This is a genomic window from Falsiruegeria litorea R37 (genome assembly GCF_900172225.1).
GTDB classification, from domain to species: Bacteria; Pseudomonadota; Alphaproteobacteria; order Rhodobacterales; family Rhodobacteraceae; genus Falsiruegeria; species Falsiruegeria litorea.
The window spans coordinates 433047-459556 of the sequence record NZ_FWFO01000001.1; the positions used below are offsets into that span (position 1 = coordinate 433047).

The window sequence follows — 26510 nt, forward strand, 5'->3', positions numbered from 1 at the left end:
GAGCGCGAGGATCGCGCTCTTACCGGTCTTTTCTGCGGGGTCTTACTTGACCGGATCGCGGCCGATTTCGGCCAGAGCAGCATTCACTTTGTCGATGCCACCAACCGAGTCGTAGAATTTCGGCCAAACGGCTTCGGTCGCCAGTGTGATGAACTCTTCTTCGTTGTTCTCAGGGTCAACGATTTCCATGCCGCGCGACTGCAGCTCGGCTTTGATGGTCGATTCCTGATCGCGCAGGTACTGAGCCGAGAACTGAGTTGCAGCTTCGCCAGCGGCCAGAACGGCGGCCTGATCGTCAGCCGACATGCCCTGGAAAACCGACTCGGAAACGATCAGAGGCTCGATCGAGAACAGGTAGCGCAGGTTGGTGATATACGTCTGAACTTCGTCGAATTTCATCGCAAAGTTGGTGATGTAGGGGTTGTCCTGGCCATCCACAACTTTGGTCTGCAGACCGGCAAAGGTTTCCGACCATGCCATCGGCGTCGGGTTTACACCCCACGACTGGTAGGTCGCGATCATGATTTCGTTTTTCGGAGTACGAATGACCAGGTCCGACAGGTCTGCAACCGATTTGACCGGGTGCTTGGAGTTGGTCAGAACGCGGAAGCCCGAGTAGGCCCAACCGATGATGCGAACACCCGAGTCGCGGATGGTGTTTTCCACCAGTTCTTGACCGACGGGGCCTTGGGTCAGCTTTTCAGCATCTTCCAGGGACAGGATCATGTAGGGCAGGGTCAGTGTGCCGACGGTCGGCGAGAACGGTGTGACGTTGTTGATCGCCAGGATCGAGAAATCCAGGGTGCCGATTGCTGCCTCGTTCACGGTGTCCTGCTCAGAGCCCAACTGGCCGTTCAGGAACAGAGTTGCAGTATGATCTGTGCTCTCTTCCAGAGCAGCGATGAACGCTTTGCCCAGAGCTTCTTGTGTACCACCTGCGCCGTCACCAACAGCGATCTTGAAGTTTTTGGCGTCGGCTGCGCCCGCTGCCATGATCGCGGCCACGGAAACGGCGGCGGTCAGGGTGCTGAGCTTTTTGAAAAATGACATGGAGGTCCTCCCATTTGTCGATTTGGCCGGGGAGCGCGCTGGCGCGGGGAGAGATGAGCCAGTCCGATTCTGCCCCGGTGGAGGTGGTCTTAGGTTGTTTCATATGTTTCGTGAATGTAAACTTGTTCGCGCAAAGTTTCCTAAATGGCGAACGTTAGATGGCAAAAAAATCTTTGGTCACCAGGATCGGCGACGCGGATCTGAGATTGTTGAGAATTTTCAAAGCGGTGGTCGACAGCGGCGGGCTTTCCGCTGCGGAAACCGAACTCAATATCGGTCGGTCTACGATTTCCAAACATATTTCAGACTTGGAAACTCGGCTGGAATTGGTGTTGTGTCATCGGGGCCCAGCAGGGTTTTCGCTGACCGAAGAAGGCGCGCGGGTGCTGGAGGCCGCAGACGATTTGCTGGGCGCGGTGACCCGATTCCGGGTCGAGGTTAACGAGATCAAGGAAAATCTGGCGGGCACCGTGCGGGTGGCCCTGTTTGACCTGTGCGCCTCCAACCCAGAGGCCCATGTCGCCCGCTCGATCAGTAAATTCAACGATATCGCCCCGGCGGTGCAGGTCGAACTGTCGTTGGAACCGCCGACCGTTATCGAAAGTCAGGTGATCGAGGGGCAGTTGGACTTGGGGATTGTGCCGTTGAACCGCCCGTCCGAAAGTCTGGACTACAGCCCGATCTATGGCGAGCACATGTTTATGTACTGTGGCGTCGGCCATCCGTTCTTTGAGTCCGATCAGGGCAGCATCACGTTGGAAGACGTGCGTGCCAGTAATTATGTAGGCATCAGTGTGAATTCTCCGAACTTGCGGATTGGTCAACAACTTAAGCTGAGGCGTTCGGCGAAGGTGCAGTCTGAGCACGCTTTGACGATTCTGATCATGTCAGGCAGTTACATCGGATTCCTGCCAGATCACCTTGCCGAGCCGTTTCAGGCCCGAGGCTTGATGCGCGCGGTGATGCCGGACGAGCTGCATTATCGAACTCAGTTCGCGATCATCACTCGTAAACGGCCAGAACCTACTCGGATCACTCAGGTGTTGCGTGAAACGTTGATCGCCGACCACCAGCAAGACGGGTCTTTGCAAACGTGACGCGGGTCAGCTGGCCAACCGGGTTGTCATCTCTTGCTGCATCAGCCGTCCGATGGTTCGGCCAGTGTCCAGCATGCGGTTGGAAAAGCCCCATTCGTTGTCATACCAGCTGACAACGCGCACCATCCCATCGCGGGTTACGGTGGTTTGCGCTGCGGCAAAGCACGATGAATGCGGGTCGTGGTTGAAATCGGCGGAAACCAGCGGGTCATCTTCATAAGTCAGTATGCCTTTGAGCGAGCCTTCGGCTGCGGTGCGGATAGCAGCATTGATGGCCTCTACCGTGGCTGGGCGTCGTGGTACAAAACTGAGATCGACAAGGGAGACATTGGCCGTGGGAACTCGGATGGCAGAGCCCTCAAGTCGCCCTGCAAGTTGGGGCAGGACTTGTGAAATTGCCCGTGCGGCACCCGTGGATGTGGGGATCATCGACACCGAAGCGGCGCGGGCCCGGTAAAGGTCGCGGTGCGGGGTATCGTGGGTCGGTTGATCGCCGGTAAAGGCGTGTATTGTCGTCATGTATCCGGTTTGAATGCCGAACGTCTGATCCAGCACCATTGCGACCGGGGCTAGACAGTTCGTCGTGCAAGACGCGTTTGAGACGATCAGATCCTGCGCCGTGAGTTGGTCGTCGTTGACGCCGAAGACAACCGTGCGATCCACGTCGGTTCCAGGTGCCGAAAGGAGCACACGCCTTGATCCGTTTCGCAGGTGCTTTTGCAACTGGCCACGCGTTGTGAAACGACCCGTACATTCAAAAGCGACGTCGACGTCTTGCCAGGGCAGGGCTTCGGGAGCGGGCTCTTGGGTCAGGCGGATGTTGTGGTTGCCGACATGCAGGGTCGCGCCGTCCAGCATGACCGTTTTCCCAAGCCGCCCGTGCACGCTGTCATACTTCAGCAGATGAGCAAGTGTCTCGGCTGGTGCCAAGTCGTTGATTGCCACCACTTGCATGTCACCGGTTTCATTTTCCAGCAATGCGCGCAGGACGCCCCGGCCGATACGACCAAACCCATTAATTGCGATTTTCACTGTCATCTCGCCTCTCCCCTGCGAAAATACGGCTCTACTTGGTATTTTCGACGATAGTTAGCGCTAACATATGTGAAATGCAAGGACGTTGTCGAACGTGCGCATGGGGCGGAAAAAACCGACACCTCGATTGAGGTGTCGGCGAATGTGATGGGCGCGATGGATGTGTGGTCCAGTTTACGAGTTGGCGCGGCTGGCAAAGACGGGACCGCCCTTGTGGCGCGGAAAGCCGTAACCGTTGACAAGGACCACATCCACATCCCCAGCCTTCGCAGCAATCCCTTCGGCCAGGATCGCCTCGGCCTCGGTCGCCATTGCGCGCACGCAACGGTCCGAGATTTCCGTCTCGGTTAGGTCCCGGGGGGCAATGCCCGCCTCTTTGGCTACCGTCTGGATCAGATCAAGGACAACAGGGTCGATGTATGGGGCCTCGCGGTCGTATCCATAGAAGCCTCTTTCGGTTTTGCGCCCCTTGCGATCCATTTCCACCAGGCGGTCGTGGACCTGAAACGCGTGGGGGTGAACAGCACCTTCAGTCAAGGACTTGCGCATCAGATATCCGATGTCGATGCCCGACAAATCCAACACCTGATAGGGACCCATCGCCATTCCATAAGCTCGCATGGCTTCATCCACCACTTCGGGAGAGCCGGTTTCCAGCATCAATAGCCCTGCTTCGCGCTGATAGCTTTGATAGATGCGATTGCCGATAAATCCATGGCAGACACCGGACACAACGGGGATTTTGCCTAGTTGTTTCATCCCCTGCGCCAACGTCGCAATGACCCAAGGGGCTACTGTGTCGGGGCGGATCACCTCGACCAGTTTCATCACATGGGCAGGGCTAAAGAAATGCAAACCCGCGATGCGTTCGGGCCTCTGGGTGGTTTGGGCGAGCGCGTTGATGTCGAGGTAAGAGGTGTTGGTGGCCAAAATCGCATCGGCTTTGCAGCTGTGATCGAGCTTTGCAAAGATTTGTTTTTTGATCTCCATGTTTTCGACGGCGGCCTCGATCACCAGATCAACCTGCGCCAGATCGGCATAATCTGTTGTGGTGGTGATGAGGCTTATGAGAGTGTCAGCCTTGGCTTGGGTCAGTTTGTTGCGGGCTACGCTTTGCGCCAGGTTTACACGGATGCGTTCCAGCCCGGCCTGCGCGGCCTCATTGCTGATTTCAACCAGAAGGACAGGGCGCGCGTTACTGGCAAAGAACTGTGCGATGCCAGCGCCCATTGTGCCCGCGCCGATAACGGCAACGGTTTCAATGGGACGAGCGGATTTGGGATCGATGCCGTCGACCTTGGCGCTGCTGCGCTCGGCAAAGAAGATATGGCGCAGGGCGGTCGACTGCGGGCTTTTGCGCAGTTCCAGCGACAGTTCGCGTTCACGGCGTTTGCCCGCATCGGCGTCCGGCCCTGTGGCGGCCTGCACCGCATTGATCACGGCCAGCGGCGCAACAAGGCCGCGCTTGCGTTTGGCACAGAGGGCGCGCCATTCGTCAAAGATGCCGGCGTTAAAGCTGTCCGCTGCGATAGGCTGATTCAATTTGCGGTCAGACACGTCGCTGCCGATCAGCGATAGTGCGAAAGCAACGGCATCCAGTTCCAAGTCTGCGACCACCTGGTCGATCAACCCATACTCCAAAGCTTTAGCGGCGTTCACAGGTTTGCCTTCGACCGCCATTGTCAGGGCATGCTTCACACCGATCAGGCGCGGCAGGCGTTGTGTTCCCCCAGCACCGGGGACAAAGCCCAGGTTCACTTCGGGCAGGCCAAAGCGGGTGGTTTCCATGGCAAGGCGGTGCGAGCAGGCCAGAGCGATTTCAAGACCGCCCCCCAACGCCTGACCGTGAATGGCGGCCACCAGCGGCTTCGAACACGCTTCGATATGATCGGTCAGATCGTTCAGATGCGGTGGCACCGGCGGCTTGCCCAGTTCCGAAGCGTCCGCCCCGGCCATGAAGGTGCGGCCTTCGCAGATCAGGACGGCAGCTTTGATCTCTGCGTCGGCGTCCACCATCGTGACCGCCTCTCCTATGCCTTTGCGAACGGCCTGCGAGATGGCGTTCACGGGCGGGTGGTCGATCCGGATCAGAGCGATGGGACCATTGCGGGAAACGGTGACGACGGCCATGTGATGTGTCCTTTCGACCAGAGGCTGATTGGTGGAGCCAAGGTCTAGCCGCCCGGTGGGCGAATGGAAAATACGATGTTCGGATAATTGAGATGTGATTTTCTTATGGGGTGAAGTTTTTCGATATAAGAAAGAGCGATGGATTGCAGATGTAAATAATATTTTCCTAACGCTGGTGCCGTTTCTATCCTTGCTGCCATGATCTTTTGCCACGTGGCCCCGATGAGAGAGCCTGTGGCCCAACGCAAGGACACTGCCATGAACCTCGGTAATCTGGTGACACGTTCTGCCCTATTCTGGGCCGATCGCATCGCACTCAAAGACGAACGTATCGAACTGACCTATGCCCAGCTGGAAGAGCGGACCAACCGTCTGGCGAACGCTTTGGCAGGCCTGGGCGTGGTCAAGGGCGATCGCGTTGCGGTGCTGGCGTGGAACCGGGTCGAGATTGCCGAAGCCGAAGTCGCCTTGCTCAAGGGCGGGATTGTCCGGGTGCCGATCAATGCACGTCTGTCTGCAGATGAGGTGGCCCATGTCTGCAAAGACAGTGAGGTCAAGGTGTTGCTGGTGGATGAGGGGCACCTGGCAGCTGCTCAGCAGGCGTTCAACGAAAGTGACAGCCTGCAAACGCTTTTGGTTATGGGAGAAGGTGGCAGCTACGAAGACGCGCTGGATCAGGCCGAAACCGACACCGTCTGTGCCGATGTAACGCCAGACGACATTATGGTTCACCACTATACTTCTGGCAGCTCGGGCGTACTCAAGGCCGCCATGCATTCGCTACGCAATCGTCGGGCGATCCTGCGCAAAATCACTTTCCGCTCGCGGCTGTATCCCGATCAGCACGAGACGTTCTTGCACGTGGGCCCGATTACCCACGTGTCCGGGATGGCAATCATGCCTTTGCTTTCGCAAGGCCACACCAACGTCATCCTGTCGCGGTTCGACGTGGACACGTATCTTTCGACCCTAGCGGCCGAGAAAGTTACGCAGACCTATTTGGTCCCGACCATGATCAACCGCATCCTGGCCGCACCGAACCGAGGTGACTACGACCTCTCCTCACTGAAGTTGCTTCGGTACGGTGCGGCCCCCATTTCCCCGGCGCGCCTGCGCGAGGCGGTCGAGTTCTTTGGCCCGATCCTGAACCAGGGCTATGGCGCGGGCGAGGTCTGTTCTTCGGTCACGTTGCTGACCGAAGCCGACCATGCGCTGGCGATGAACGGGCGGCCCGAGCTGTTCAGTTCTTGTGGCCGTGCGCTTTTTGATACTGACGTTAAGGTGGTCGATGACGAGGGCAACGAGCTGCCTGTGGGCGAGGCCGGTGAACTGGTGGTCAAGGGCGAGGATGTCATGCAGGGCTATTACAACGCGCCCGAACTGACCGCACCTGTGCTGAAAAACGGCAGCTACCACACCGGCGACATCGCCTACATTGACGAGACCGGATACATTTTCATCATCGACCGCAAGAAGGACATGATCGTCACCGGCGGGTTCAATGTGTATCCCAACGAGGTGGAACACGCGCTGTTCGAACGCCCCGAAATTTTCGAGGCCTGTGTGGTGGGTGTGCCGGACGCGGATCTGGGCGAGGCAGTCAAGGCCGTGGTTGTGGCCCGCGACGGGGCCGAGATCGATACCGATGCCCTGATCATCCATTGCATCGACAAGCTGGGCAAGTTCAAGAAACCGCATTCGGTCGACGTGGTCGCCGAGCTCCCCAAAAATGACGCCGGCAAGATCCTGCGCCGCCAGGTGCGCGATGGATACTGGGCCGGTTCAGATCGGAAGGTGTAATCATGAACACGGGATTGAACCGCGCGACATCCGGCCTGGAGGCCGGAAAATTTGCCGAGCTTCGCAGCAAGGTCAATGACCTGCTCTACAACGAAATGCTGCCGTTTGAGAAAGAGAATGGGCTGAGCCACGAAACCCGGTTCGAGCGGGAACAGCTCGAAGAATGGTGGAAGCGGTCGCGGGAGTTGGGCATCTATGGCTGCAACCTGCCCGAAGAGTTCGGCGGTCTGGGCCTGTCGATTGATCAGCTGTGTACGCTGAAAGAGGACGCCACCCGCTCCAACGCCGCGCTCTATGGCTGCGTTCTGGGCGAAAACGGCGGCCCGATGCGGATCGGATACATCATCACGCAGGCCTCTGACGAGCAGAACGAAGAGTTCTTTTACCCCGCAGCGCGCGGTGAGCGGGCTGGCTGCTTTGCCCTGTCCGAGCCCAATGCCGGCTCTGACGCGGCGCGTATTGAAACGCGCGCGATCAAGGATGGCGACGACTACATCATCAACGGTCATAAGCGGTTCATCACCGCCTCGCGCACGGCGGATTTCGCGATCGTCATGTGTGTGACCGACCCGGATGCGGGCTATGACGGCGTGACAGCGTTCCTGGTGGATGCAAAATCGCCCGGGTACCGGATCGAAGGGCACTACCTGCCCATGTCCGGCCAGCACATCGACAACGACATTATCCTGGAAAATGTCCGCGTGCCTGCGTGCAACATCCTGGGTGGCTTGGGGCGTGGCTTCAAGCTGGGGATGGAGCGGATCAACATCAATCGTCTGCTGCAATGCCCCACCATGCTGGGTCATGCGCAGTTTGCGTTGGAACAGGCGGTGGATTATTCCAACCGCCGGGTACAGTTCAAACAGCCGATTGCTAATTTCCAGGCGATCCAGCACATGCTGGCGGACATGAAGACCGCGAACTTTGCGGCGCATTCAATGATCCACGCTGCTGCCGCCAAGGCCGACCGGGGTGAAAACATCCGGACCGAGGCGTCGATGTGCAAGGTGTTTGTGGCCGAAAACGCGTTTCAGGTGGCGGATAAGGCGATCCAGATCCATGGCGCCACCGGCATGACCAAAAACCATCCTGTCGAATGGGTGTTCCGCCGATTGCGCATGTTCCGTGTGCTCACCGGCAGCTCGGAAATTCAACGCAACACCATCGGCAAGGGTATTCAGAAAGCCTGGCAAAAGGCGAACCCGGAGGCAGCTCAATGACAAACGATTGGTCTTTTTTGAACGGCATGCGCATCATTGACCTGTCGCGCCTGCTGCCCGGTCCCTTTGCGACCCAGACGCTGGCCGATCTGGGGGCCGAGGTCATCAAGATCGAGGAACCCAAGCACGGCGATCCGGGACGGTTCCTGGGCAAGGACATGTTCGCTCGCCTGAACCGCAACAAGCGGTCGCTGACGCTGGATCTCAAATCCGACGAAGGCAAGGCTGTACTGACCAAGCTGCTCGAAGGGGCTGATGCCGTCATCGAGAGCTTTCGCCCCGGTGTGATGGAGCGACTGGGGTTCGGGTATGAGGCCGTGAAGGCGCTGAACCCGGCCATCGTCTATTGCTCACTCTCAGGCTTTGGTCAGACCGGGCCTTACCGCCAACGCGCGGGCCACGACATCGATTTTCTGGCTCTGTCGGGCTATTTCGCGGTGCCGTCTCAGGTCAATGACAAACTCGCGCGTCCCAAGGTGCGGCTGTCGGATTATGCCGGGGCTATGTACGGCGCGCTGTCGCTGGCCGTTGCCATGGGCTCGGCCAAAATGAGCGGGCAGGGGCAGTATCTGGATGTCTCGATCACCGATGCGATGGTCAACTGGTCCTCTCCGCTGGTGCGGATCGCGCATGAACTGTGCGACGGCGACCCGGATCGGATGTCATTCGTGATGCCCGACAACGACATCTTTGAAACCAAGGATGGCAAACACATTGCAATCGGCCTGTTCGAAAACAAGTTCTGGCTTGTTCTGGCCGAGATGATGGGCGGCGAATTCCCTGACTTGCTGCGCGAGGATTACAAGAACAACAAGCTGCGCAACCAGCAAAAGCAGGCGGTGCACACGCTGATGTCCGAGATGTTTGCGTCGAAATCCCTGGGTGAATGGGAGGCGCTCTTTGGCCCCACCGATCTGCCCTGGGCCGTGGTGTACGAAGACATGCGCCTGTTTGACGACCCGCATCTAAATGAGCGCGGCATGTTTGGTGAATTGGGCGAGGGCGAGGACAAGACATTCCAGGCCGGTTACCCGACCAAATTTTCGGCCGGTCTGAATGAGTTTCAATCCGCGCCGCCCAAGAAAGGGCAGGACACAGATGAGATCCTGCGTGGATTGGGCCATGACGAGGCCGCCATTCAGGCGATGCGCGATGCGGGGGTGATCTGATGACACAAGCGTTTATCTGCGATGCCATCCGCACGCCCATCGGGCGCTATGGCGGTGGTTTGTCCGGGATGCGGGCTGACGATCTGGGTGCCGTCCCGTTGAAGGCGTTGATGGATCGGAACCCGAATGTGGATTGGGAGGCTGTGGACGATGTGCTCTATGGCTGTGCCAACCAGGCGGGCGAAGACAACCGCAATGTGGCGCGGATGTCGTCGCTATTGGCCGGGTTGCCTGAAAGTGTCTCTGGTACGACCCTGAACCGGCTCTGTGGGTCGGGGTTGGACGCCGTGGCCTATGGCGCGCGCGCGATCAAATCCGGCGACGCCGACCTGATCATCGCAGGCGGTGTCGAAAGCATGAGCCGGGCGCCCTTTGTGATGCCCAAAGCCACCGGTGCGTTCAGCCGCGCCAATGAGGTGCATGACACCACCATCGGCTGGCGCTTCGTCAACAAATTGATGAAGGCGCAATACGGTGTCGATTCGATGCCCGAGACGGCGGAAAACGTGGCCGCAGATTTCGACATCAGCCGCGAGGATCAGGACGCCTTTGCCCTGCGCTCACAGCAGCGGACAGCGGCGGCGCAGACCGCGGGCGTCTTTGCCGAAGAGATCACGCCGGTGAGTATCCCGCAGCGAAAGGGTGATCCCAAGCTCGTTGATATGGACGAACACCCGCGCGCGGAAACCACCGCCGAAGGGCTGGCCAAGCTGCGCGCGCCTTTCCGCGAGGGGGGCTCTGTGACGGCGGGCAATGCATCTGGCGTCAACGATGGGGCAGCCGCGTTGATCATCGCCAGCGAAGAGGCCGTCAAGCGTCATGGGCTGACACCCCGGGCGCGGATTGTGGCGGGCGCTGCGGCGGGCGTTGCACCGCGCATCATGGGGTATGGCCCTGCACCGTCTACACAAAAGCTGCTCAGCCGGGTGGGCATGACCATCGACCAGATCGACGTGATCGAGTTGAACGAAGCCTTTGCCGCGCAAGCGTTGGCCGTCACGCGGGCTCTTGGTTTGCCGGACGACGCCGCGCATGTGAATCCCAATGGCGGGGCAATTGCCTTAGGTCATCCGCTTGGCATGTCGGGCGCAAGGCTTGCTCTGACGGCCACAAATCAGCTCCCACGAACCGGGGCCTCGCTGGCGCTGTGCACCATGTGCATCGGCGTCGGGCAGGGCATTTCGGTTCTGTTAGAGCGTGTCTAGCAGGGATCGGAAAAGGTGATGGTTGAGATATGCATATAGTATTTCTATGATTTCTCAGCCCTCGCTAACGTGATTGTCGATCCAATATCCAATGGCCGCATTCGGTCAAAACTCATGTTTGGGAGGAAACAAACGTGTTCACACTCGCTAAATTCAAAACAGCCCTCACCGGCACCGTGCTCGCAGTGGCGGCATCCATGGCACAAGCTGCGGATTTCCCCGAGCGTCCCATCGACCTGGTCGTTGGCTTCAAGGCAGGCGGTGGCACCGATACATATGCGCGCGCGCTGGCCGCAGCGGCAGATGCGCATTTGGGTGGACAACCGGTTGTTGTTGTTAACAAACCCGGCGGTGGTGGCCTGGTTGGTGGCCGTTTCGTGGCCGACCAGCCGCCCACCGGTTACACGCTGTATCTGGCCTCGGCCGGTTCCCTGGTTCTGAAGAACCTGATCAAGCCGCAGGTTGTTGCCGACAAAGACTTCAAAATGGTTGGGACCATCGGTGAACTGACCGCAGGTATCTTTGTGCCTGCGTCGTCGCCCATTCAGACCCTGGACGAGCTGATCGCAGCTGCCAAATCCTCTGACACCAAGCTGCGTTGGGGGCACACCGGTCGCGGCAACGTGTGGCACATGGCGGGTCTGGGCGTTCTGAACCCCAACGACGTCAAAGCCAAGGACGTGCCGTTCAAAGGTGGTTCGGGCGTGCGTGCGGCCCTGACCAGCGCCGACGTTGATTTCGGTGTCATGGGTGCCCACCTGGCCCGTGGTTTCGAAGATGACGTGCGTCTGCTGGCGGTTTTGTCGAATGACCGTCACCCGGCTGCACCCGATGCACCATCGGCCAAAGAACTGGGTGTAGACTTCATCCCGGTTTCGACCCCGATGATCGTCATGGCGCCTGCGCGCACCTCGGATGAGGTTGTCGCCAAGCTGTCCGATGCCGTTGTCGCGATCACTCAGGAAGCGTCTTATGTCGACACCCTGTCCAAGGCGGGCCTGCCCACATCGAGCGTGAGCGGTGCAGACACGGCCGCTGCCCTTGAGACCTCCAAGACCGAGTGGGGCAAACTGCTGGAAACCCTGGAATGACCGAGGGTGTACAAATCGAAGTGGCGCGCAAAACAGCGCGCCACAACATCTTTGCCGGATTGGCTCTGATCGCGCTCGCCGCTTTCTTTTTCTGGAAATCCTTCAACATCTCGCTGGATTTCGTTGATGAAGAAGGCATCGGGCCACGGTTCTTTCCGCAAGCCATCTGTGTTGTACTGGGCCTGATCGGTGCCGTCATGATCGTCTTTGGTCTGCGTGAGCAAGTCGCGCCCGCTGACAAGTCGAGCTTTGACGCGAAACGCTTTTTCGTTGACGCTGTGCCGCTTTTTGCCCTCGGGATTGCTTTCGTCTGGATGTTCGGCGCGTTTGGCTATGTCGTGGCCTGTTTTATGTTGCTGCTGGTCGCTTCCATGATTTTTGCGGTGCGGGGTCCGGCGCTTATCTTGTTGCCGACTTGTGCAACCGTCACGCTCTATCTGCTGTTCTTCAAACTGATGACCGTGTTCGAACCTGCGGCAACCATCCTGAATCCCCTGACCCTAATCGGGCTGAAGTGAGGCGCATGACATGGAACTTTTGAACGGTTTCTACACCATCTTCACCACGCCCGAGACGTTGATGTTCGTCGTTCTGGGTGCGGTTCTGGGCGTTATCGTAGGTGCGGTGCCGGGGCTGACGGCCTCGGCCGCGATCGCGATGCTGGTTCCGATCACCTATTACATCGACCCTCTGTCGGCGCTGGCGTTCCTTTACGTGATCGGCAAGGCGGGGCGATTTGGGGGATCGATATCAGCGATCCTGTTTAATACGCCAGGGACGACGGCCGCGGCTGCGACGGTGATCGACGGGCACGCCCTGACCAAAAAGGGCAAGGCGGGCAAGGCGTTGAAAACGGCCACCGTGGCCTCGGTCATCGGGGACCTGGTTGGCGAGTTCATCCTGATCTTTGGCGCGTTGACCATCGCCCAGTTGACCCGCGAATTGGGTCCGCCGGATTACTTTGCGATCTATGTCTGTGCCTTCCTGATCATCGGTTCGGTCATCTCCGACTCGGTTCTCAAGGGCATTGCATCGACTCTCTTTGGTGCGACTTTGGCGATGATCGGTCTGGATCCGATCACATCCGAGCCGCGCTTCGATTTTGGCATGGTCGAGCTCTACAATGGCTTCTCACTGGTGCCGCTGCTCATCGGTCTCTTTGTGATCTCCGAGGTTTTCTCGCAGGTTTTCCCGGCCCGCAAAGGGCAGGAACATCATGACGAGATCCGCGCCAAGAACCCTGACGACGACCGCTTGAGCTGGGCAGAACTGAAGCGCTGCCTGCCGTTCATCGGGCGCGGCTCGGCTATCGGTTCGATGGTTGGCCTGATCCCGGGCGTGGGCTCGGCTGTGGCGTGTTTTGTGGCTTATGGGTCTTCCAAGGCCAAAGCACCGAACAAGGATGAATGGGGCAAAGGCGCGATCGAAGGTGTCGCGGCCCCCGAGGCGGCAAACAACGCCGTTTCCGGACCGTCGATGATCCCGCTTCTGGCACTTGGTGTGCCAGGCTCGACTATCGCGGCGATGCTGATGGGCGTGTTCCTGATCCACGGCATCCAGGTCGGCCCCAAGATCTTTGAGACCTCGGGCGATGTGGTCTACGGCCTCTTTGCGGCTGGTCTGACTGGCATCGTGCTCTATGGCCTTATCGGTTGGTTTGGTGGTCCGCTGATCGGTCGCGTGATCGACAAGGTCCCACAGCGCCTGATCTATCCGACCATTCTGGCGGTTGCTCTGATCTCGGCCTACACGGCGCGGTCGTCGATGTTCGACGTGATGGTGGCCTGCCTCTTTGGTTTGATCGGCTACTTCATGCGAACGCTGAACTTCAGCCCTGCGGCGACGATCATTGCCTTTGTTCTGGCCCCTGGTGCTGAACAGGCGCTGCGCCAGTCGGTTCTGCTGACCGATGATGGCTTTGGCATCTTCCTGACCCGCCCGGTGGCACTGGTGTTCTTTGCCATTCCGTTGGTTGCCATCGGCATCCGGATCGTTGCGCGGATGCGTGCGCCAAAACAGGCGCCCGAGCCGCAAACCTGACGACAATGGTCCGGGTGCTGAGGCGCCCGGACCCATTAGCCGGATCGTCCTTATGCTGGATCACCCCAATTCATCACTGACCCGATTTATAGATGCGCTGCGCGCAAACGGATTTACCGGCGACATTGAAAGCGACCTGGGTGCATGCCTTGTCGCGGCCACAGACAACAGCATCTACCACGTGGCCCCGGATGCGATCCTGTTTCCGAAATCTGCCGAAGATGTCGAACGGCTCGCGCGCCTTGCGCAGGATCACGACATCGCCCTGACGGCACGTGGGGGCGGCACCGGAACCAACGGTCAATCTCTGAACGCGGGCGTTGTCGTGGACATGTCGCGTCACATGCGAGATATCCTGGCGCTGAACCTGGAAGCTGGGTCAGTTACAGTACAACCCGGTGTCGTTCTGGACCAGCTCAACACATACCTCAAACCTCATGGGTTTTTCTTTGCGCCGACGGTGTCTACCTCGTCGCGGGCGACAGTGGGCGGCATGTTCGCCACCGATGCCAGCGGCAAGGGCAGCCGGATCTATGGGCGCATGTCGGATCACGTCGCGGCTGCGAACGTGGTTCTGGCCAATGGGCGGCCTGTCTCTGTCACCACTCACGGCACCTCTGATGCCGAACTTGGCCAGATGGGCCGGGCTCTGTGTCAGGAACTAGAGGGCAAGGCCGCAGAGATCGCCCGACGCTTTCCAGACCTGAACCGGGGCCTGACCGGCTACAACCTGGATCAGGCGCGCGGAGCGTCGGGCGATCTCGATTTTATCAAGTTGTTGGCGGGCTCCGAGGGGACACTGGCGTTGACCACGCAATTGACCTTGCGCGTGACGCCATTCCCAAAGCAGCGGGCGCTGACGGTTTTGGCCTATGATGATTGCGCTTTGGCGCTGAGCCACGTCCCCCGCCTGGTTGAGGCAGACCCAAGCGCCATCGAGTTTCTAGACGACAAGATCCTGGCCCTCGCCGCTGCCTCACCGATGTGGAGTCAGTTGGAAGGTGTTCTAGGACAAATTGGTGATGCCGGCGGGTTCCTTTTCGTCGAGTTCATCGGTGAAACGATCAAAGAGGTCGCTGCAGGGCAAAAACGGCTGGCGCGCATTCTGGAGCAAGGTCACGTTCCCGTCGCGGCGCAGGTGACTACGGCAGAGCCGACCGACATGTCGGCTCTGTGGGAAATGCGCAAACGGTCCGTGGGCCTGTTGGCGGCGGTCGAGACAAAGCGGATCGGCCTGCCCTTCGTCGAGGATGCCGCCGTCCCCCCCGAGAAACTGTCGGAATTTGTGGCCGAGTTCGGTGCGCTGCTGGATGGGTTCAACCTGTCTTATGGCATGTTTGGCCACGCTGACGTGGGCTGTGTCCACGTGCGGCCGATGTTGAACATGCGCGAGGCGCAGGATCGCGCGATGATCCGTAAGGTGTCGGACGCGGTGTCGGATCTGTGCCAGCGCCACGGTGGCCTGATTTGGGGCGAGCATGGCAAAGGTGTGCGTGGCGAATATGTTGAGCGCTACGTTGGACCAGAACTTTATGCGGTGATGCGCCGGATCAAGGCCTGGTTCGACCCGGACAATCGCCTGAACCCTGGCAAGCTGGTGACTGCTGCTGACAGCGATCTGAAAGTGATGAAGATCGACGCTGTACCCATGCGCGGCACGCGTGATGCCGAGGTCAATGAGCAGGCCTTTGGCGCGTTTGAACGCGCAATTGCCTGCAACGGCAACGGGGCCTGCCACAACTGGGCGCCCGATGATCCGATGTGCCCGTCCTACAAGGCCACGCGTGACAAGACCCAAGCGCCAAAGGGGCGCGCGACCCTGTTCCGCGAATGGAGCCGGTCAACGTCTCTTGGCGAACCAGTGGAAGAGGTTGAGGCGGCACTGAAAGAGAGCCTGGATACCTGCCTGTCGTGCAAGTCGTGTTCGGGGCAATGTCCGGTGCGCGTCGACATCCCGACGATGAAATCCGAGTTTCTGTCGCGGTACTACGAACGCCACAACCGCCCCCTGCGCGATCATCTGCTGCGCTATATGGAGCGATTGTCGATGCACCTTCGCAGGCGTCCGAGGCTGGCGAACATGGCCATGGGCAACCCGATCAGTCGGATGGTTCTGAACAAGGCCTTCGGCCTGTCCGACGTGCCCGGCTTTTCCATCACATCTGCCGAGCAGATGGTGGTCGACAACGGTGGGCGCATCCTGTCGAAGTCGGACAATTTGGGTGACAAGCCCGTTGTTCTGGTCCTCGACAGCTTTACCGGAGCGTTTGAAACGCAAGTGGTTGGCACCGTGACCGGTCTATTGGTTCGGCTCGGTTATTCGGTTTGGGCTTGTCCGCCGCTTCTGAACGGCAAAGCACAGCAGGTGCGCGGGTTTGCGCGGGACTTTGATGTGCAACGCAGCAAGACCAGTGCGGCGTTGAAGCGGATGGCGGCGGCGGGCGCGCCGATGATCAGTTTGGAACCCGCCGTGACAGACCTGTTCAGCAAGGAATACCAGACCGGCGTCGGCGTCGGCGCCGCGTTCCGGGTTCTGTCACTTGATAGCTTTCTGCACGACAACCTTGAAGATCTGCCGCGCATGCCTGCGCAGGACGGCTCTTACGCTCTGTTTTCGCATTGTACCGAAAAGACGGCTGATCCCGCCACGGGACGGCGGTGGGTTGCGATTTTCGCCCGCCTTGGCCTGAAGCTGGAGCAGGTTTCGACCGGGTGTTGCGGCATGGCGGGGCTTTTTGGCCACGAGGCCGAGCATCAAGACATGTCTCGCGATCTGTTTGATTTGTCGTGGCGGGGCCCTTTGACGAAGCCCGGTCGAACACCGTTGGCGACGGGCTTTTCCTGCCGCTCACAAGTCAAGCGATTTGGCGAGCAACCAATCTTTCACCCTGCCGCGGCCCTTTTGGCTCGGCTGACCCAAAATCCAACCTGAAAGGGACGGCATGAAGCCTGCAAATACAATTGTTTTGATGTCGGATGAACACGCATCCCGGATCATGGGCTGTGCCGGACACCCTTTTGTGCGAACCCCGAACCTCGATCGCCTGGCCGCGCGTGGCACCCGCTTTGATGCAGCCTATACCAATTCACCCATTTGTGTGCCCGCACGCGCCAGCTTTGCCACCGGAAAATACGGCCACCAAACCGGCCATTGGGATAACGCCACGCCCTATACGGGTGCGCCTAAGTCCTGGGGGCACTACCTGCAGGACAACGGCAATCCGGTGGGTTCGATTGGCAAGCTGCATTATCGCAACGAAACCGACCCGGTGGGCCTGGATTTCCAACAGATTCCGATGCATCTGGTGAACGGGGTGGGGGATGTTCTGGGCTGCGTGCGCGAGCCGATGCCACGCCGCTGGAAGGCGCGCGATCTGGCCGACAGCGCGGGCCCCGGTGAGACAGCTTATACCGCCTATGACCGCAACATCACCGAAGCTGCCATCGAATGGCTTACCAAGCGTGGTCTCGAAGAGACCCCGGACAAGCCTTGGACCGTCTTCATCTCGATGGTGGCGCCGCATTTCCCGCTGACCGCACCGCAAGCGTTCTATGACATGTACAAGGACATGGACCTCTGGCCGTCGAAACCCGCGCGCGAGGATGATCACCCTTGGCTCAAGGCGCTGCGTCACTGCTTTGTTTATGACAACTTCACTGATGAACGCACGCAGGCCGCATTGACCGGCTATTTCGGTTTGGTCAGCTTCATGGACGCCAATGTGGGCAAGATTCTGGACGCGGTAGAGGCCGCCGGCCTGACCGAAAATACCCGGATCATCTATGTCAGCGACCATGGCGACAACATGGGCGAACGCGGTATGTGGGGCAAATCCAACATGTATGAAGAGGCCGCCGCCGTGCCGATGATCATGGCTGGACCGGATGTGCCACAAGACCACGTGTGCAAGACGCCGACGTCTTTGGCCGATGTGTTTCCCACCGTGCTTGAGGCGGCGGGCTTGCAAGCGGAAGATCCCGAGTTGCCGGGGCGATCGCTGTTGCAGATCGCGGCAGAATCCGATTGCAATCAGCGTGCTGTCTTCTCGGAATATCATGCGGCGGGCGCAGCCTCGGGCGCATTCATGATCCGAAAAGGCAAGTGGAAATACATCTACTACGTCGGGATGACACCGCAGCTCTTTGATCTGGAGGCTGATCTGGCCGAAGTGAACGATCTGGGCACTTCGCCCGAGCACCAGGCAGTGCTCGAAGACCTACATGCCGAACTGCTCAAGGTGTGTGACCCCGAAGCAGTGGATCGTCAGGCCAAAGCCGATCAGGCCTCGATTGTCGACGCAAACGGCGGGGTCGAGGCCGTGCTGGAACGTGGTGGATTTGGTGCGACTCCGGCCCCTGGGGCGAAGGCCGATTTTGCGGCTTCGGGCGTGAACCAATGACCTCCGCTGAGCGGCAGATCCCGAATTGTGCGGGCCCTGTTTTCGCATCTCGTCCGGCCACCTTCACGCCGCCTCTCCTGGCCTGTGACTGTCATGCGCATGTGTTTGGGCCGTTGGATCAATTTCCGATGGTCCCGGACCGGCTCTATACCCCGCCCGAGGCGTCATTGGCGGACTACACGCATTTGCTGGATACGCTTGGTTTTCAACGCGGCGTGATCGTGCAACCCAGTGTCTATGGTACCGACAACCGGGCCACGCTCGAGGCCACGGCCAGCGATCCGGACAAGTTCCGGGCGGTGGTTGTCGTCGATGGTTCGATCGCCCTGGATCAGCTGCAAAGCTATCATCAACAAGGGGCGCGTGGGGTGCGTTGCAACCTGCTCTTCAGCGGAGACAAGGCAATGCAGGATGTTCGGCGGATCGCCGACAAAATCGCGCCTCTGGACTGGCATTTGCAAGTGCTGCTGGATGTCTCGACCTTCACCAATGTGCATCATGTCTTTTCCAACTTGCCCGTGCAGACGGTGTTTGACCACATGGGGCATTTCCCCGCCGATAAGGGCATCAATGATCCGGGGTTCCGGGATCTGCTGAGATTGATGGGCGAGGGCAAGGCCTGGGCAAAACTGTCAGGTGCTTACCGGTTCACAGGGATGTACCAGACGCCCTATCAAGATGTTGTGCCGATTGCGCAGGCCTTGGTCGCGGCCAACCCCAATCACGTGGTGTTCGGCACCGATTGGCCGCATCCACATATTCCTGTGGCAATGCCCGACGATGGGGCCCTTTTGTCCGAGTTGCTTGAGTGGGCCCCGGATCAGGCCACGCGCGACGCCATTTTGGTGGACAATCCGGCGCGGCTATACGGGTTTTGACTCGGTTTAGCTCAGATCCTTGGCAAAAGAAGAACGCAGTTTTGCGGCCCAAATGCCGTCGACTTGGGTGATCGCCCATAGAGAGATAAAGCTGACCAGCGGATCTCCGGCCGTGTTGAAACGCTTTACCTCGACATCCAGATGCACCTTGTCGGCGCTGACCTGAACGGGCCGCAAATGCCCCCATTCGGTGTGGCCCCAATCGTCGCCTGCGCGGCGGTGGAAGTCATCCATGTAGCTGTCCGGCGTTTCCCAGACCTTCACTTCGGTTCCGGAAAGCCGGTAATGCGGGAAATGCAGTGTCTTCGCGATCGCCTGCGGGTCGCGAGCGTTCAATGCTTCAACATGCGCTTGCATCGTGTTCAGGGCGGCCTGGATGGCTGAATTGCTCATTTTATCTTCCCAAAGTCGAACCGGTGGGTGGGCTTCGGACGGGCTGTCCCAAGGTGTTGGGGTATTTTAGCGAGGTGCGGGGGATTGGGTGAATATTATCTAAATATGCGTTCGATAAGAAAATATGATGCTGAAACTTGATGAAATTGGTCCGGTACATTTCCCCGAAATTGGATGTTCAGGGTGGTCAATCTGGTTGCTATGGCGGGGTTGAACGGATCATGCGAGGGGCCATCCGATGTCAAACCAGAGTGCTGCGACCGCCACCAAACTTTCGGTCAACCTGAACGCCGTCGCATTTCTGCGAAACCGTCGCGACATGCCCTGGCCCAGTGTGATTGAGATGGCGCGCCTTGTACTGGATGCGGGAGCGCATGGGATAACTGTTCATCCGCGCCCGGATCAACGCCACATTCGCTTTAGCGATGTGCACGACTTGTCGGCGCTGATTGCGGCAGACTATCCCGGGGCCGAGTTCAACGTCGAAGGCTACCCCACGCCCGAGTTTCTGGATTTGGCGATGGCCAGTAAGGCCCATCAGGTCACTTTGGTACCGGACGCGCCAGGGCAGTCCACATCTGACCACGGCTGGAACGTGGCGCAGAACCTGGATCTGTTGCAAGGATCTATCGACGCTTTGCGCAGAAATGGCCAACGGGTGTCGTTGTTTGTTGATGTGGACGCATCATCCGTTCTTGCAGCGGCCGAGGTCGGCGCGGACCGGGTCGAGTTTTACACAGGGCCCTACGCGGCCCTATTCGAAGGGGGGCAACACCGGGCTGAGTTGGAGCGTTTTTCAGATGCTGCTCAAGCCGCCCGCCACGCGTGCCACAACGCCCGACCCGACACGCCGGGTCTGACGATGAATGCAGGCCATGACCTGACGCTTGCGAACTTTCCTGCACTCAAAGCCGTTTTGCCCGACCTGGCCGAGGTTTCGATCGGGCATGGTATCACGGCTGATGCCTTGATCATGGGTTTCCCCGAGGCGGTGCGCCGATATCTGCAAGTCCTGTCCTAGTTACTGCTTCAAACGCAGGTTCTGTGGGTCAAATTGCGCTGGATTGTGTCGGGCGGCTGCGTGATCTTGGCCCAAGATGCGTACTTGGCAGCCTTCGTTCATCGCCAGGGTTCCACGTTCGACATAGCCCAATACTAGGGTCTTGCCGGTGCGGATACCGTGGGTGCCCGAGGTGACATAGCCAATGACCTTGCCGTCTTTGATGATGGATTCCGAGGCCAGCGGCTCGGGGGATGCCTCGGTCACCTCGATCCCGACCCACTCCCAATCTGCCGGGGCTTTGCTTTGCTGGGCGAAGGCTGCCTGCCCCTGAAACGTTCCCTTGTCAGCCTTTGCAAACCCCTGCAATCCGGCATCAAAGAGGGTGTATTCGGTTCCGAAGTCCGCACCCCAGCCGTGATAGCCCTTTTCGATGCGCATCGAGTTCAGCGCGTAAGATCCGAATTGACCGATATCGTAGTTCGTTCCACGCTCCATGATCGCATTGTACAGCGTGGGCAGGTCGGCGCTGCTCGCGTGCAGTTCCCAACCCAGTTCCCCAACATAAGACACGCGCATGGCAATCACGTCGACACCGGCAATCTTGCATTCGGCAACTGACATCCAAGGCGCCGCGCTTGCGGACAGATCTGCAGAGGTCAACCCCGCCAGCAGCTCGCGCGATTTTGGGCCCATCACCATCAAGGCGCCGTCTTTTTCGTGACCCATCGACAGCGTGACGCCTGTATCGGGCAGCTGCGCAGACAGCCAGTCGAAATCTCGCAAGCTTGCCAGGGTCGGGCCACACAGGACAAAGCGATCCTCGGACAAGCGGGCGATCGTGGCCTCGGAATAGATGCGCCCGTTTGGGGTCAGCATGTAGCTCAGCTTGATGCGCCCCGGTTTGGGCAGGGTGCCGCAGAAGACGCGGTCGAGATAATCCGCAGCCCCGGGGCCTTCGACGGTGAATTTGGTAAAGCCACCGTGATCCATGACCCCAACGGACCGGGCCACGGTTTCGATCTCGCCGCGCACGGCGGCATGCCAGGGCTCTTCATGAAAGCTCAGTTCGCGTGTGTCTGGGTTCTTGGGGGTTTCAAACCAAAAGGCCCGTTCCCAACCGCCGATCTGGCCCATCACCGCGCCGGATGCCTTGAGCCGGTCGTATAGCGGCGTGCGTTGCAGCGGGCGGCCCGATTGCATGTTCCGGTGCGGATAGGGGATGGCGTATTGCAAGTCGTAATGCTCGGACGCGCGGGCATGTGCATAGTCGGGCGTTGCCCAATCGCCAAAGCGGCGCGGATCCCATGCAGACAGATCCCATTCGGTTTCCCCTTGGGTGATCCATTCGGCCATTGCCTTGCCGATGGCGGCCGAATGGGTGATGCCCACCTGCACGCCTGTGGCATGGTAGAAATTCGGCGCACCCGCTGCTGGTCCAACCAAGGGTAGGGCATCCGGGGCATAGGCGATGGGGCCGTTGACGAACCGCTGCGCTCCGGCCTCGGCCAGTAGGGGGACGTGCACGATGGTATCCTCGAGCACCTCCAGGATGTCCTCAACGCTGTCTGGGAACAGCTGGTGGGCAAAATCATCCGGGGGGCCATCTTTGGGCCAAGCAGGGCGCCCGGCATGGGCGTAGGAGCCAAGCAGAAAGGCATTGCGCTCGCGTCTGAGATAGAACCGAATGTCGGGATCACGCACCAAAGGAAAAAGGTCGGGATGCGCATCGAGTTCCGCCAGAGGCTCGGTCACCAGATATTGGTGTTCCAGCGTAATGACTGGCGCGTAAAGCCCGGCCATTGCTGCGATTTTGGCGCCGTAGAACCCGCCTGCGTTGATGACGATCTCGGCGGTGATCGTCTCATTGGCGGTCGAGACCTCCCACTCTCCGCTGGCTGTGCGGGCGATGCCGGTGACAGGCGAGAACCGCTTGATTTGCGCACCCTGATCCCGTGCCCCCTTGGCCAGCGCCTGAGTCAGCTGGCTGGGATCTATGTCGCCCTCATAGGGATCCATGATCCCGCCCAGGACGGTGCCATCGGGCGACCAGAACGGATGCATCGCGTCCATTTCCGCAGGGCTCAGCCGATGCAGGTCAAAGCCTGCGCTGCTGGCGATCCCTTCGAGATGGCCGAACAGTTCCATCCGTTCCTTGGTGTGGGCGGGCCAAAAGGCGCCAGTGTGGCGATAGGTGATCGGGCTGTCGACGGTGTCGCCCAGGTCTTTGTACAACTGCCAGCCATAGTTCCCGGCCCGCATCCCCAGCCACGAGGTAGCATAGGTGGGGATGTTGCCCGCCGCGTGCCAGGTCGAGCCACTGGTCAACTCGTCCCGCTCCAGCAGCAGGGTGTCCGTCACCCCGGCCAAGGCCAGGTGATACAGGATCGAACACCCGACGGCGCCCCCACCGATGACAACAACGCGCTTGTGAGTGTTCATGACAGATCCTTGGGTAGTTTGATGTCAAAAGCCGCGCGAATTGCGGCTTCGCGATCCTTGGGCAAGTGTGTCGGCGGCTGCGCGGTCAGCGCACGCACGCGCTCTTGTGCCCGGTCGATGAGCGACGGGCGTCCGGCATCCTGCCACTCTTGCACGCTTTGGCGATCGGCAAGAGTTGGATAAACGTATTCGGTTCGCATCCGGGCCAGGGTCTGTGCCTCGCCCAGATAGTGACCCGGACCACTGGCAACGGCCTCGATCATCTCAAGGTCTAGTGCGTCGTCGGTCAGTTCGACCCCGCGCACGGACCGCAGAATGGCAGCGCACATGTCATCGTCGATGACCAGCGCCTCGGGCGAGGCAACCATGAGCGAACCCAGCATGCCGACGCTCAGGTTGATCATGTCCGCTCCGGCCTGTGCGGCCAAGGCGACGGTATAGCCCTTTTCATAGCCTGCCTGCGCGTCTGGCTCTTTGGCGTCCGTCATGCCGGCTGAAACGGTCGACGGAATGTCGAGGTTCAGCAACAGTTGCGCTGCGGCGGCGTTGGCCACGGCGGCCTCGCCACTGCCGCCGGTCATGGCACCCGTGCGCAAATCGCTGATGAAGGGCATGAAGGCCAGGATTGTTGGGAAGCCGGGGCTCAGGACGTTGGCGATGATCAATCCGGCGAGCGACTCCGCCAGCCCTTGCGCCAAAGCACCTGCCAGTGTCACTGGGCTGGTCGCGCCGGCCTGTGCAGCGGTGCAGATCTGCAGCGGCATTCCGGCCTGGATCGCGGCCTTCATGATCTCGACGCCTTCGGGGGCAAACCGTAAGGGCGAGACCGCATGCACGATGATCCCCATGCAAAAGGGTTGCTGGCGGAACCGGCCTTCGCCGCCCAAGGCGAGGTCGAACATCTGGGTGATACGCGGTACGTGTTGCGCGGTATCAAAGCTTATCCCGATGGGTTTCGGGCAGCCCTTGAGGCAGGCAAAGGCGGTGTTTGCGTCCAGATCCCAGGGCGTCTCCATGTCGCGTGCCACGATGGGTCGCACGCCGTAATGGATGTTCTCGGCGCGGCCCACGATCTGCATCAACTGATAGAGATCGGCCAGTAGCGCGGGGCGAAAGCCACCCGCATCATCAGGGACTTCGACGGCGGCGCCGCCAGTGCCGATATGGACATGGCCTCCGCCGATGTTCAGACCAAAATCCTCGACGTACCCCGGCAAGTTGACCTGCTTCATGGCGCGATCCAGCGCGCCTTCGATCATTCCCTTGGGAAAGCACAGCCGTCCGTCTCCCCGACGCCGTGCCCCCTGTTCGATGGCCAGCGCTGCGACGTCATCGGGGCAATCCGCCATGCCGATTTTTTCAAGTATATCAAAGGCTGCCTGGGTGATTTGCTCCAGGCGCCGCGGGCCCAACGGGCGAAAGGTCCCGCCTTGCGGGGGAAGTGTCACGCGAATGCCCTGAGGCGCTTGTTTTTCTCTTGCCCGCCGTGCCACTGCCTTCTCCGTCTCTGCGCTTCGTCTCAGGCAACGCGCTGAATAAGACGATTGCTTTCGAGAAAACGACATGATGAAGTCGGTTTTTGCAGGCCCGAGACAAGAGGCCAGGACCTAACATCGGGTCAAACACAGGGAGCAGTCGACGATGCACGTTTACCGAAGCATGATCCTGAATGCGCCGATTGAGGCGGTCTGGTCCGCCGTTCGCGCGTTTGATAGCGTGGCCGCATGGAACCCAGGCGTGGTCGCGGCCCGGATGGAAACCGGGACAGCGACGTCGGTGGGCAGCATCCGGCATCTGGACATCGTGGATGGAGCTGTTTTCCGTGAAACCCTGTTGGAACTGTCGGACGCGCAGCGGTTCTATACCTATGACATCGTCGACTGCCCGTTGCCGGTTCAGAACTATGTCTCGACGCACCGGTTCGTGCCGATCACACATACCAACCAGACGTTGGGTATCTGGGAGAGCCGGTTTTCCTGCGCTCAGGATCTTGAGCAGGACATGGAGACGATTGTGGGCGATCAGATCTATGTCAACGGGATGACCGGCCTGAATGACTATCTGACCGGAGGCGATAATGGTTGATACTCTTGCCCCTCGCGCCATCGTCGGCGTGATGACACCTGCGATGAACACCGTTGTGCAGCCCGAGTTGGAGCTGTTGCGCCCCGCGGGTGTGACCAACCAGATGCAACGCTTTCGCCTGGGCGGTGATGCCGTATCCGATGATCTGATCGACGAAGCGAAAAAGCTGATGGATTGCAATCCGGCGGCCTTGTGCATCGGGCTGACAACCGACGCGGGCCCTGGCGGGGTCGAGCGATTGGCGCGCCGCTGTGCCGAGCTTGAGGACGTCGTCGGCGTGCCCGTGTTGAACGCTTCTGCCGCAGACCATGCTGCACTGCGTGCGTTGGGGGCAAAGCGGGTTGCAGTGGTGACTCCATTCAATGCCGAGATCGACCAACATGTGAAGGCAAATACCGAAGAGGCCGGGTTCGAGGTCGTCTCGATCGAAGGCACCTGCGCGCCCTCGTTACCAGAGATATGTGAAACGCCGCTTGACGACATACGCGCGGTGTTCGCGCGTGTTGCTGGGTCTGACTGCGACGCGATTTTGCAAGTTGGAACAGCCTTGCCTGTTGTTGCTCTGATCGACGAGCTTGAAGATACACATGGCAAGCCAGTGGTGGCATGCAATGCGGCTGTCTATTGGCAGACTCTGCGGGCAATCGATGTGAACGTCGCGGTCAGCGGATATGGTATGCTATTGTCCATGTGACAGCGATTGTCAGTACTGCAAAGAAGTCAGTCATGACCAGTTGACTCCTTGGGTAATCGGCATTCGAGCAGCGAGAGGTTCGACAAGCAATAAATTCACTATGCGTCTGGTTTGATAATGTTTCGACAAACGCTTTAGTGGGACGCAAGTCGTAGCTCCTTTTGCCGTTGCGCAACTGGAGGAAAAGACCAATTGCAACACAATCTATTTCCGGCCCATGCGTTTCGACATGATCTGCGAGGCCAACGGCATCGAGCATCGGCTGAGCAAGCCAAACCATCCGTGGAGTTCTGAGGATCAGAAAACAGTCCCGGGGGCTGTTTTCCCGAGGGGCTGCCGGGGTGGACACATGAACCGCACCATCAAGGACGCGACCGTTAAACGAGATCACTATGATAACCACGACCAGCTTCGCACACATCTGCAAAATCTGGACGTCAGAGCCAGATTGAAGCCTCCCAAATCCGGTCCACCAGATGCCGGGACGGAACAACTGGAAAAGGAAGATAGGAGCACCGATCACATCGGTCCGAGGGACCGTTTGCTGCGCCTGTGTAGTCATTCCCAGGGCGCAGGTCGCAACGACATAGATCACTGCACGCGCTCTGGGTGGTCATCTGTCTGCTTGTATAGAAGGTATTTTGGTGGAGCCTAGGTCCGCAAATCTAGGGCGTCAGAAGGTGTCATTCGGTGACAAATCTCGCCTCTAAGATTCTGAAAAATATAATAAAAAATCGGAAACCCTTTGCATCGCCATGGTGCGGCGATATTCAGGCAGGGT

Annotated in this window: 20 protein-coding genes and 1 pseudogene; 15 read left to right on the plus strand and 6 right to left on the minus strand. The window is 59.3% G+C overall.

The features are described from left to right. Positions 1-42: 42 nt before the first annotated feature. On the minus strand, positions 43-1050 hold the full coding sequence (locus TRL7639_RS02180) for a TRAP transporter substrate-binding protein (RefSeq protein ID WP_085794164.1): 1008 nt from the start codon (positions 1048-1050) through the stop codon (positions 43-45). A gap of 158 nt (positions 1051-1208) precedes the next feature. On the opposite strand from TRL7639_RS02180, the gene TRL7639_RS02185 reads away from it, so the two are divergent. Continuing rightward, positions 1209-2147 carry a LysR family transcriptional regulator gene (locus tag TRL7639_RS02185; RefSeq protein ID WP_085794165.1) on the plus strand — a complete coding sequence of 313 codons (939 nt, stop codon included), beginning with the start codon at positions 1209-1211 and terminating at the stop codon, positions 2145-2147. Between the two features lie 6 nt (positions 2148-2153). Here the strand turns inward: TRL7639_RS02185 and gap are convergent, their stop codons facing one another. Beyond that, positions 2154-3185 (minus strand): type I glyceraldehyde-3-phosphate dehydrogenase, encoded by a 1032-nt coding sequence (gene gap, locus TRL7639_RS02190; protein ID WP_085794166.1) that lies wholly within the window; start codon positions 3183-3185, stop codon positions 2154-2156. Positions 3186-3356: 171 nt separating this feature from the next. Further along, positions 3357-5312 carry a 3-hydroxyacyl-CoA dehydrogenase NAD-binding domain-containing protein gene (locus tag TRL7639_RS02195; protein WP_085794167.1) on the minus strand — a complete coding sequence of 652 codons (1956 nt, stop codon included), beginning with the start codon at positions 5310-5312 and terminating at the stop codon, positions 3357-3359. Between the two features lie 258 nt (positions 5313-5570). Here TRL7639_RS02195 and TRL7639_RS02200 point away from each other — a divergent pair, with 258 nt between their 5' ends. From TRL7639_RS02200 to TRL7639_RS02245, 10 genes are all read left to right on the plus strand, one after another. Further along, positions 5571-7112 carry a class I adenylate-forming enzyme family protein gene (locus tag TRL7639_RS02200; protein ID WP_085796213.1) on the plus strand — a complete coding sequence of 514 codons (1542 nt, stop codon included), beginning with the start codon at positions 5571-5573 and terminating at the stop codon, positions 7110-7112. 2 nt (positions 7113-7114) lie between these two features. After that, positions 7115-8332 carry an acyl-CoA dehydrogenase family protein gene (locus tag TRL7639_RS02205; protein ID WP_085794168.1) on the plus strand — a complete coding sequence of 406 codons (1218 nt, stop codon included), beginning with the start codon at positions 7115-7117 and terminating at the stop codon, positions 8330-8332. Then, a complete protein-coding gene (locus tag TRL7639_RS02210) occupies positions 8329-9501 on the plus strand; it encodes a CaiB/BaiF CoA transferase family protein (RefSeq protein ID WP_085794169.1) in 1173 nt (390 codons plus the stop codon). Before TRL7639_RS02205 ends, TRL7639_RS02210 begins: the two co-directional genes overlap by 4 nt. After that, complete coding sequence (pcaF, locus tag TRL7639_RS02215; protein ID WP_085794170.1) at positions 9501-10706, plus strand: 3-oxoadipyl-CoA thiolase; 1206 nt, start codon at positions 9501-9503, stop codon at positions 10704-10706. The genes TRL7639_RS02210 and pcaF overlap by 1 nt, the downstream gene beginning before the upstream one ends. A 134-nt stretch (positions 10707-10840) precedes the next feature. After that, complete coding sequence (locus TRL7639_RS02220; protein WP_085794171.1) at positions 10841-11797, plus strand: tripartite tricarboxylate transporter substrate binding protein; 957 nt, start codon at positions 10841-10843, stop codon at positions 11795-11797. Beyond that, the gene (locus TRL7639_RS02225; protein ID WP_085794172.1) at positions 11794-12315 is read left to right on the plus strand and encodes a tripartite tricarboxylate transporter TctB family protein; all 522 of its coding nucleotides are present in this window, start codon (positions 11794-11796) and stop codon (positions 12313-12315) included. Before TRL7639_RS02220 ends, TRL7639_RS02225 begins: the two co-directional genes overlap by 4 nt. A gap of 10 nt (positions 12316-12325) precedes the next feature. Next, complete coding sequence (locus TRL7639_RS02230) at positions 12326-13837, plus strand: tripartite tricarboxylate transporter permease (protein WP_085794173.1); 1512 nt, start codon at positions 12326-12328, stop codon at positions 13835-13837. Positions 13838-13889: 52 nt separating this feature from the next. Next, positions 13890-16769, plus strand: a complete 2880-nt coding sequence (locus TRL7639_RS02235; RefSeq protein WP_085794174.1) for an FAD-binding and (Fe-S)-binding domain-containing protein — start codon at positions 13890-13892, stop codon at positions 16767-16769. A gap of 10 nt (positions 16770-16779) precedes the next feature. Then, positions 16780-18237 (plus strand): sulfatase family protein, encoded by a 1458-nt coding sequence (locus tag TRL7639_RS02240; RefSeq protein WP_085794175.1) that lies wholly within the window; start codon positions 16780-16782, stop codon positions 18235-18237. Further along, positions 18234-19115, plus strand: a complete 882-nt coding sequence (locus tag TRL7639_RS02245) for an amidohydrolase family protein (protein WP_085794176.1) — start codon at positions 18234-18236, stop codon at positions 19113-19115. Before TRL7639_RS02240 ends, TRL7639_RS02245 begins: the two co-directional genes overlap by 4 nt. A 6-nt stretch (positions 19116-19121) precedes the next feature. Here the strand turns inward: TRL7639_RS02245 and TRL7639_RS02250 are convergent, their stop codons facing one another. Further along, complete coding sequence (locus tag TRL7639_RS02250) at positions 19122-19508, minus strand: hypothetical protein (protein WP_085794177.1); 387 nt, start codon at positions 19506-19508, stop codon at positions 19122-19124. A 238-nt stretch (positions 19509-19746) separates the two neighbouring features. Here TRL7639_RS02250 and TRL7639_RS02255 point away from each other — a divergent pair, with 238 nt between their 5' ends. After that, complete coding sequence (locus TRL7639_RS02255) at positions 19747-20529, plus strand: pyridoxine 5'-phosphate synthase (RefSeq protein ID WP_085794178.1); 783 nt, start codon at positions 19747-19749, stop codon at positions 20527-20529. On the opposite strand, the gene TRL7639_RS02260 is transcribed toward TRL7639_RS02255, so the two are convergent. Then, a complete protein-coding gene (locus TRL7639_RS02260) occupies positions 20530-22950 on the minus strand; it encodes a GcvT family protein (RefSeq protein WP_085794179.1) in 2421 nt (806 codons plus the stop codon). It lies immediately after the preceding gene. Then, entirely contained in the window at positions 22947-24515 is a 1569-nt protein-coding gene (locus TRL7639_RS02265; RefSeq protein WP_085794180.1) for a trimethylamine methyltransferase family protein, read from the minus strand. The genes TRL7639_RS02260 and TRL7639_RS02265 overlap by 4 nt, the downstream gene beginning before the upstream one ends. 76 nt (positions 24516-24591) lie before the next feature. Between TRL7639_RS02265 and TRL7639_RS02270 the strand changes: the two genes are divergently transcribed. From TRL7639_RS02270 to TRL7639_RS23525, 3 genes and pseudogenes are all read left to right on the plus strand, one after another. Next, positions 24592-25035: an SRPBCC family protein gene (locus tag TRL7639_RS02270; RefSeq protein ID WP_085794181.1), complete on the plus strand. Its 444-nt coding sequence runs from the start codon at positions 24592-24594 to the stop codon at positions 25033-25035. Next, a complete protein-coding gene (locus tag TRL7639_RS02275; protein WP_085794182.1) occupies positions 25028-25729 on the plus strand; it encodes a maleate cis-trans isomerase family protein in 702 nt (233 codons plus the stop codon). The genes TRL7639_RS02270 and TRL7639_RS02275 overlap by 8 nt, the downstream gene beginning before the upstream one ends. A 223-nt stretch (positions 25730-25952) precedes the next feature. Then, positions 25953-26384, plus strand: a pseudogene (locus TRL7639_RS23525) (hypothetical protein); the annotation flags it as partial. Positions 26385-26510: the final 126 nt, after the last annotated feature.

Coding starts and splice junctions, on each gene's coding strand:
- TRL7639_RS02270 (WP_085794181.1), top strand. CDS start 24,592: ATGCACGTTTACCGAAGCATGATCCTGAATGCGCCGATTGAGGCGGTC.
- TRL7639_RS02195 (WP_085794167.1), bottom strand. CDS start 5,312: ATGGCCGTCGTCACCGTTTCCCGCAATGGTCCCATCGCTCTGATCCGG.
- TRL7639_RS02255 (WP_085794178.1), top strand. CDS start 19,747: ATGTCAAACCAGAGTGCTGCGACCGCCACCAAACTTTCGGTCAACCTG.
- TRL7639_RS02260 (WP_085794179.1), bottom strand. CDS start 22,950: ATGAACACTCACAAGCGCGTTGTTGTCATCGGTGGGGGCGCCGTCGGG.
- TRL7639_RS02240 (WP_085794175.1), top strand. CDS start 16,780: ATGAAGCCTGCAAATACAATTGTTTTGATGTCGGATGAACACGCATCC.
- TRL7639_RS02225 (WP_085794172.1), top strand. CDS start 11,794: ATGACCGAGGGTGTACAAATCGAAGTGGCGCGCAAAACAGCGCGCCAC.
- TRL7639_RS02275 (WP_085794182.1), top strand. CDS start 25,028: ATGGTTGATACTCTTGCCCCTCGCGCCATCGTCGGCGTGATGACACCT.
- TRL7639_RS02185 (WP_085794165.1), top strand. CDS start 1,209: ATGGCAAAAAAATCTTTGGTCACCAGGATCGGCGACGCGGATCTGAGA.
- TRL7639_RS02265 (WP_085794180.1), bottom strand. CDS start 24,515: ATGTCGTTTTCTCGAAAGCAATCGTCTTATTCAGCGCGTTGCCTGAGA.
- TRL7639_RS02205 (WP_085794168.1), top strand. CDS start 7,115: ATGAACACGGGATTGAACCGCGCGACATCCGGCCTGGAGGCCGGAAAA.
- TRL7639_RS02235 (WP_085794174.1), top strand. CDS start 13,890: ATGCTGGATCACCCCAATTCATCACTGACCCGATTTATAGATGCGCTG.
- TRL7639_RS02210 (WP_085794169.1), top strand. CDS start 8,329: ATGACAAACGATTGGTCTTTTTTGAACGGCATGCGCATCATTGACCTG.
- TRL7639_RS02250 (WP_085794177.1), bottom strand. CDS start 19,508: ATGAGCAATTCAGCCATCCAGGCCGCCCTGAACACGATGCAAGCGCAT.
- TRL7639_RS02200 (WP_085796213.1), top strand. CDS start 5,571: ATGAACCTCGGTAATCTGGTGACACGTTCTGCCCTATTCTGGGCCGAT.
- TRL7639_RS02245 (WP_085794176.1), top strand. CDS start 18,234: ATGACCTCCGCTGAGCGGCAGATCCCGAATTGTGCGGGCCCTGTTTTC.
- TRL7639_RS02180 (WP_085794164.1), bottom strand. CDS start 1,050: ATGTCATTTTTCAAAAAGCTCAGCACCCTGACCGCCGCCGTTTCCGTG.
- gap (WP_085794166.1), bottom strand. CDS start 3,185: ATGACAGTGAAAATCGCAATTAATGGGTTTGGTCGTATCGGCCGGGGC.
- TRL7639_RS02230 (WP_085794173.1), top strand. CDS start 12,326: ATGGAACTTTTGAACGGTTTCTACACCATCTTCACCACGCCCGAGACG.
- pcaF (WP_085794170.1), top strand. CDS start 9,501: ATGACACAAGCGTTTATCTGCGATGCCATCCGCACGCCCATCGGGCGC.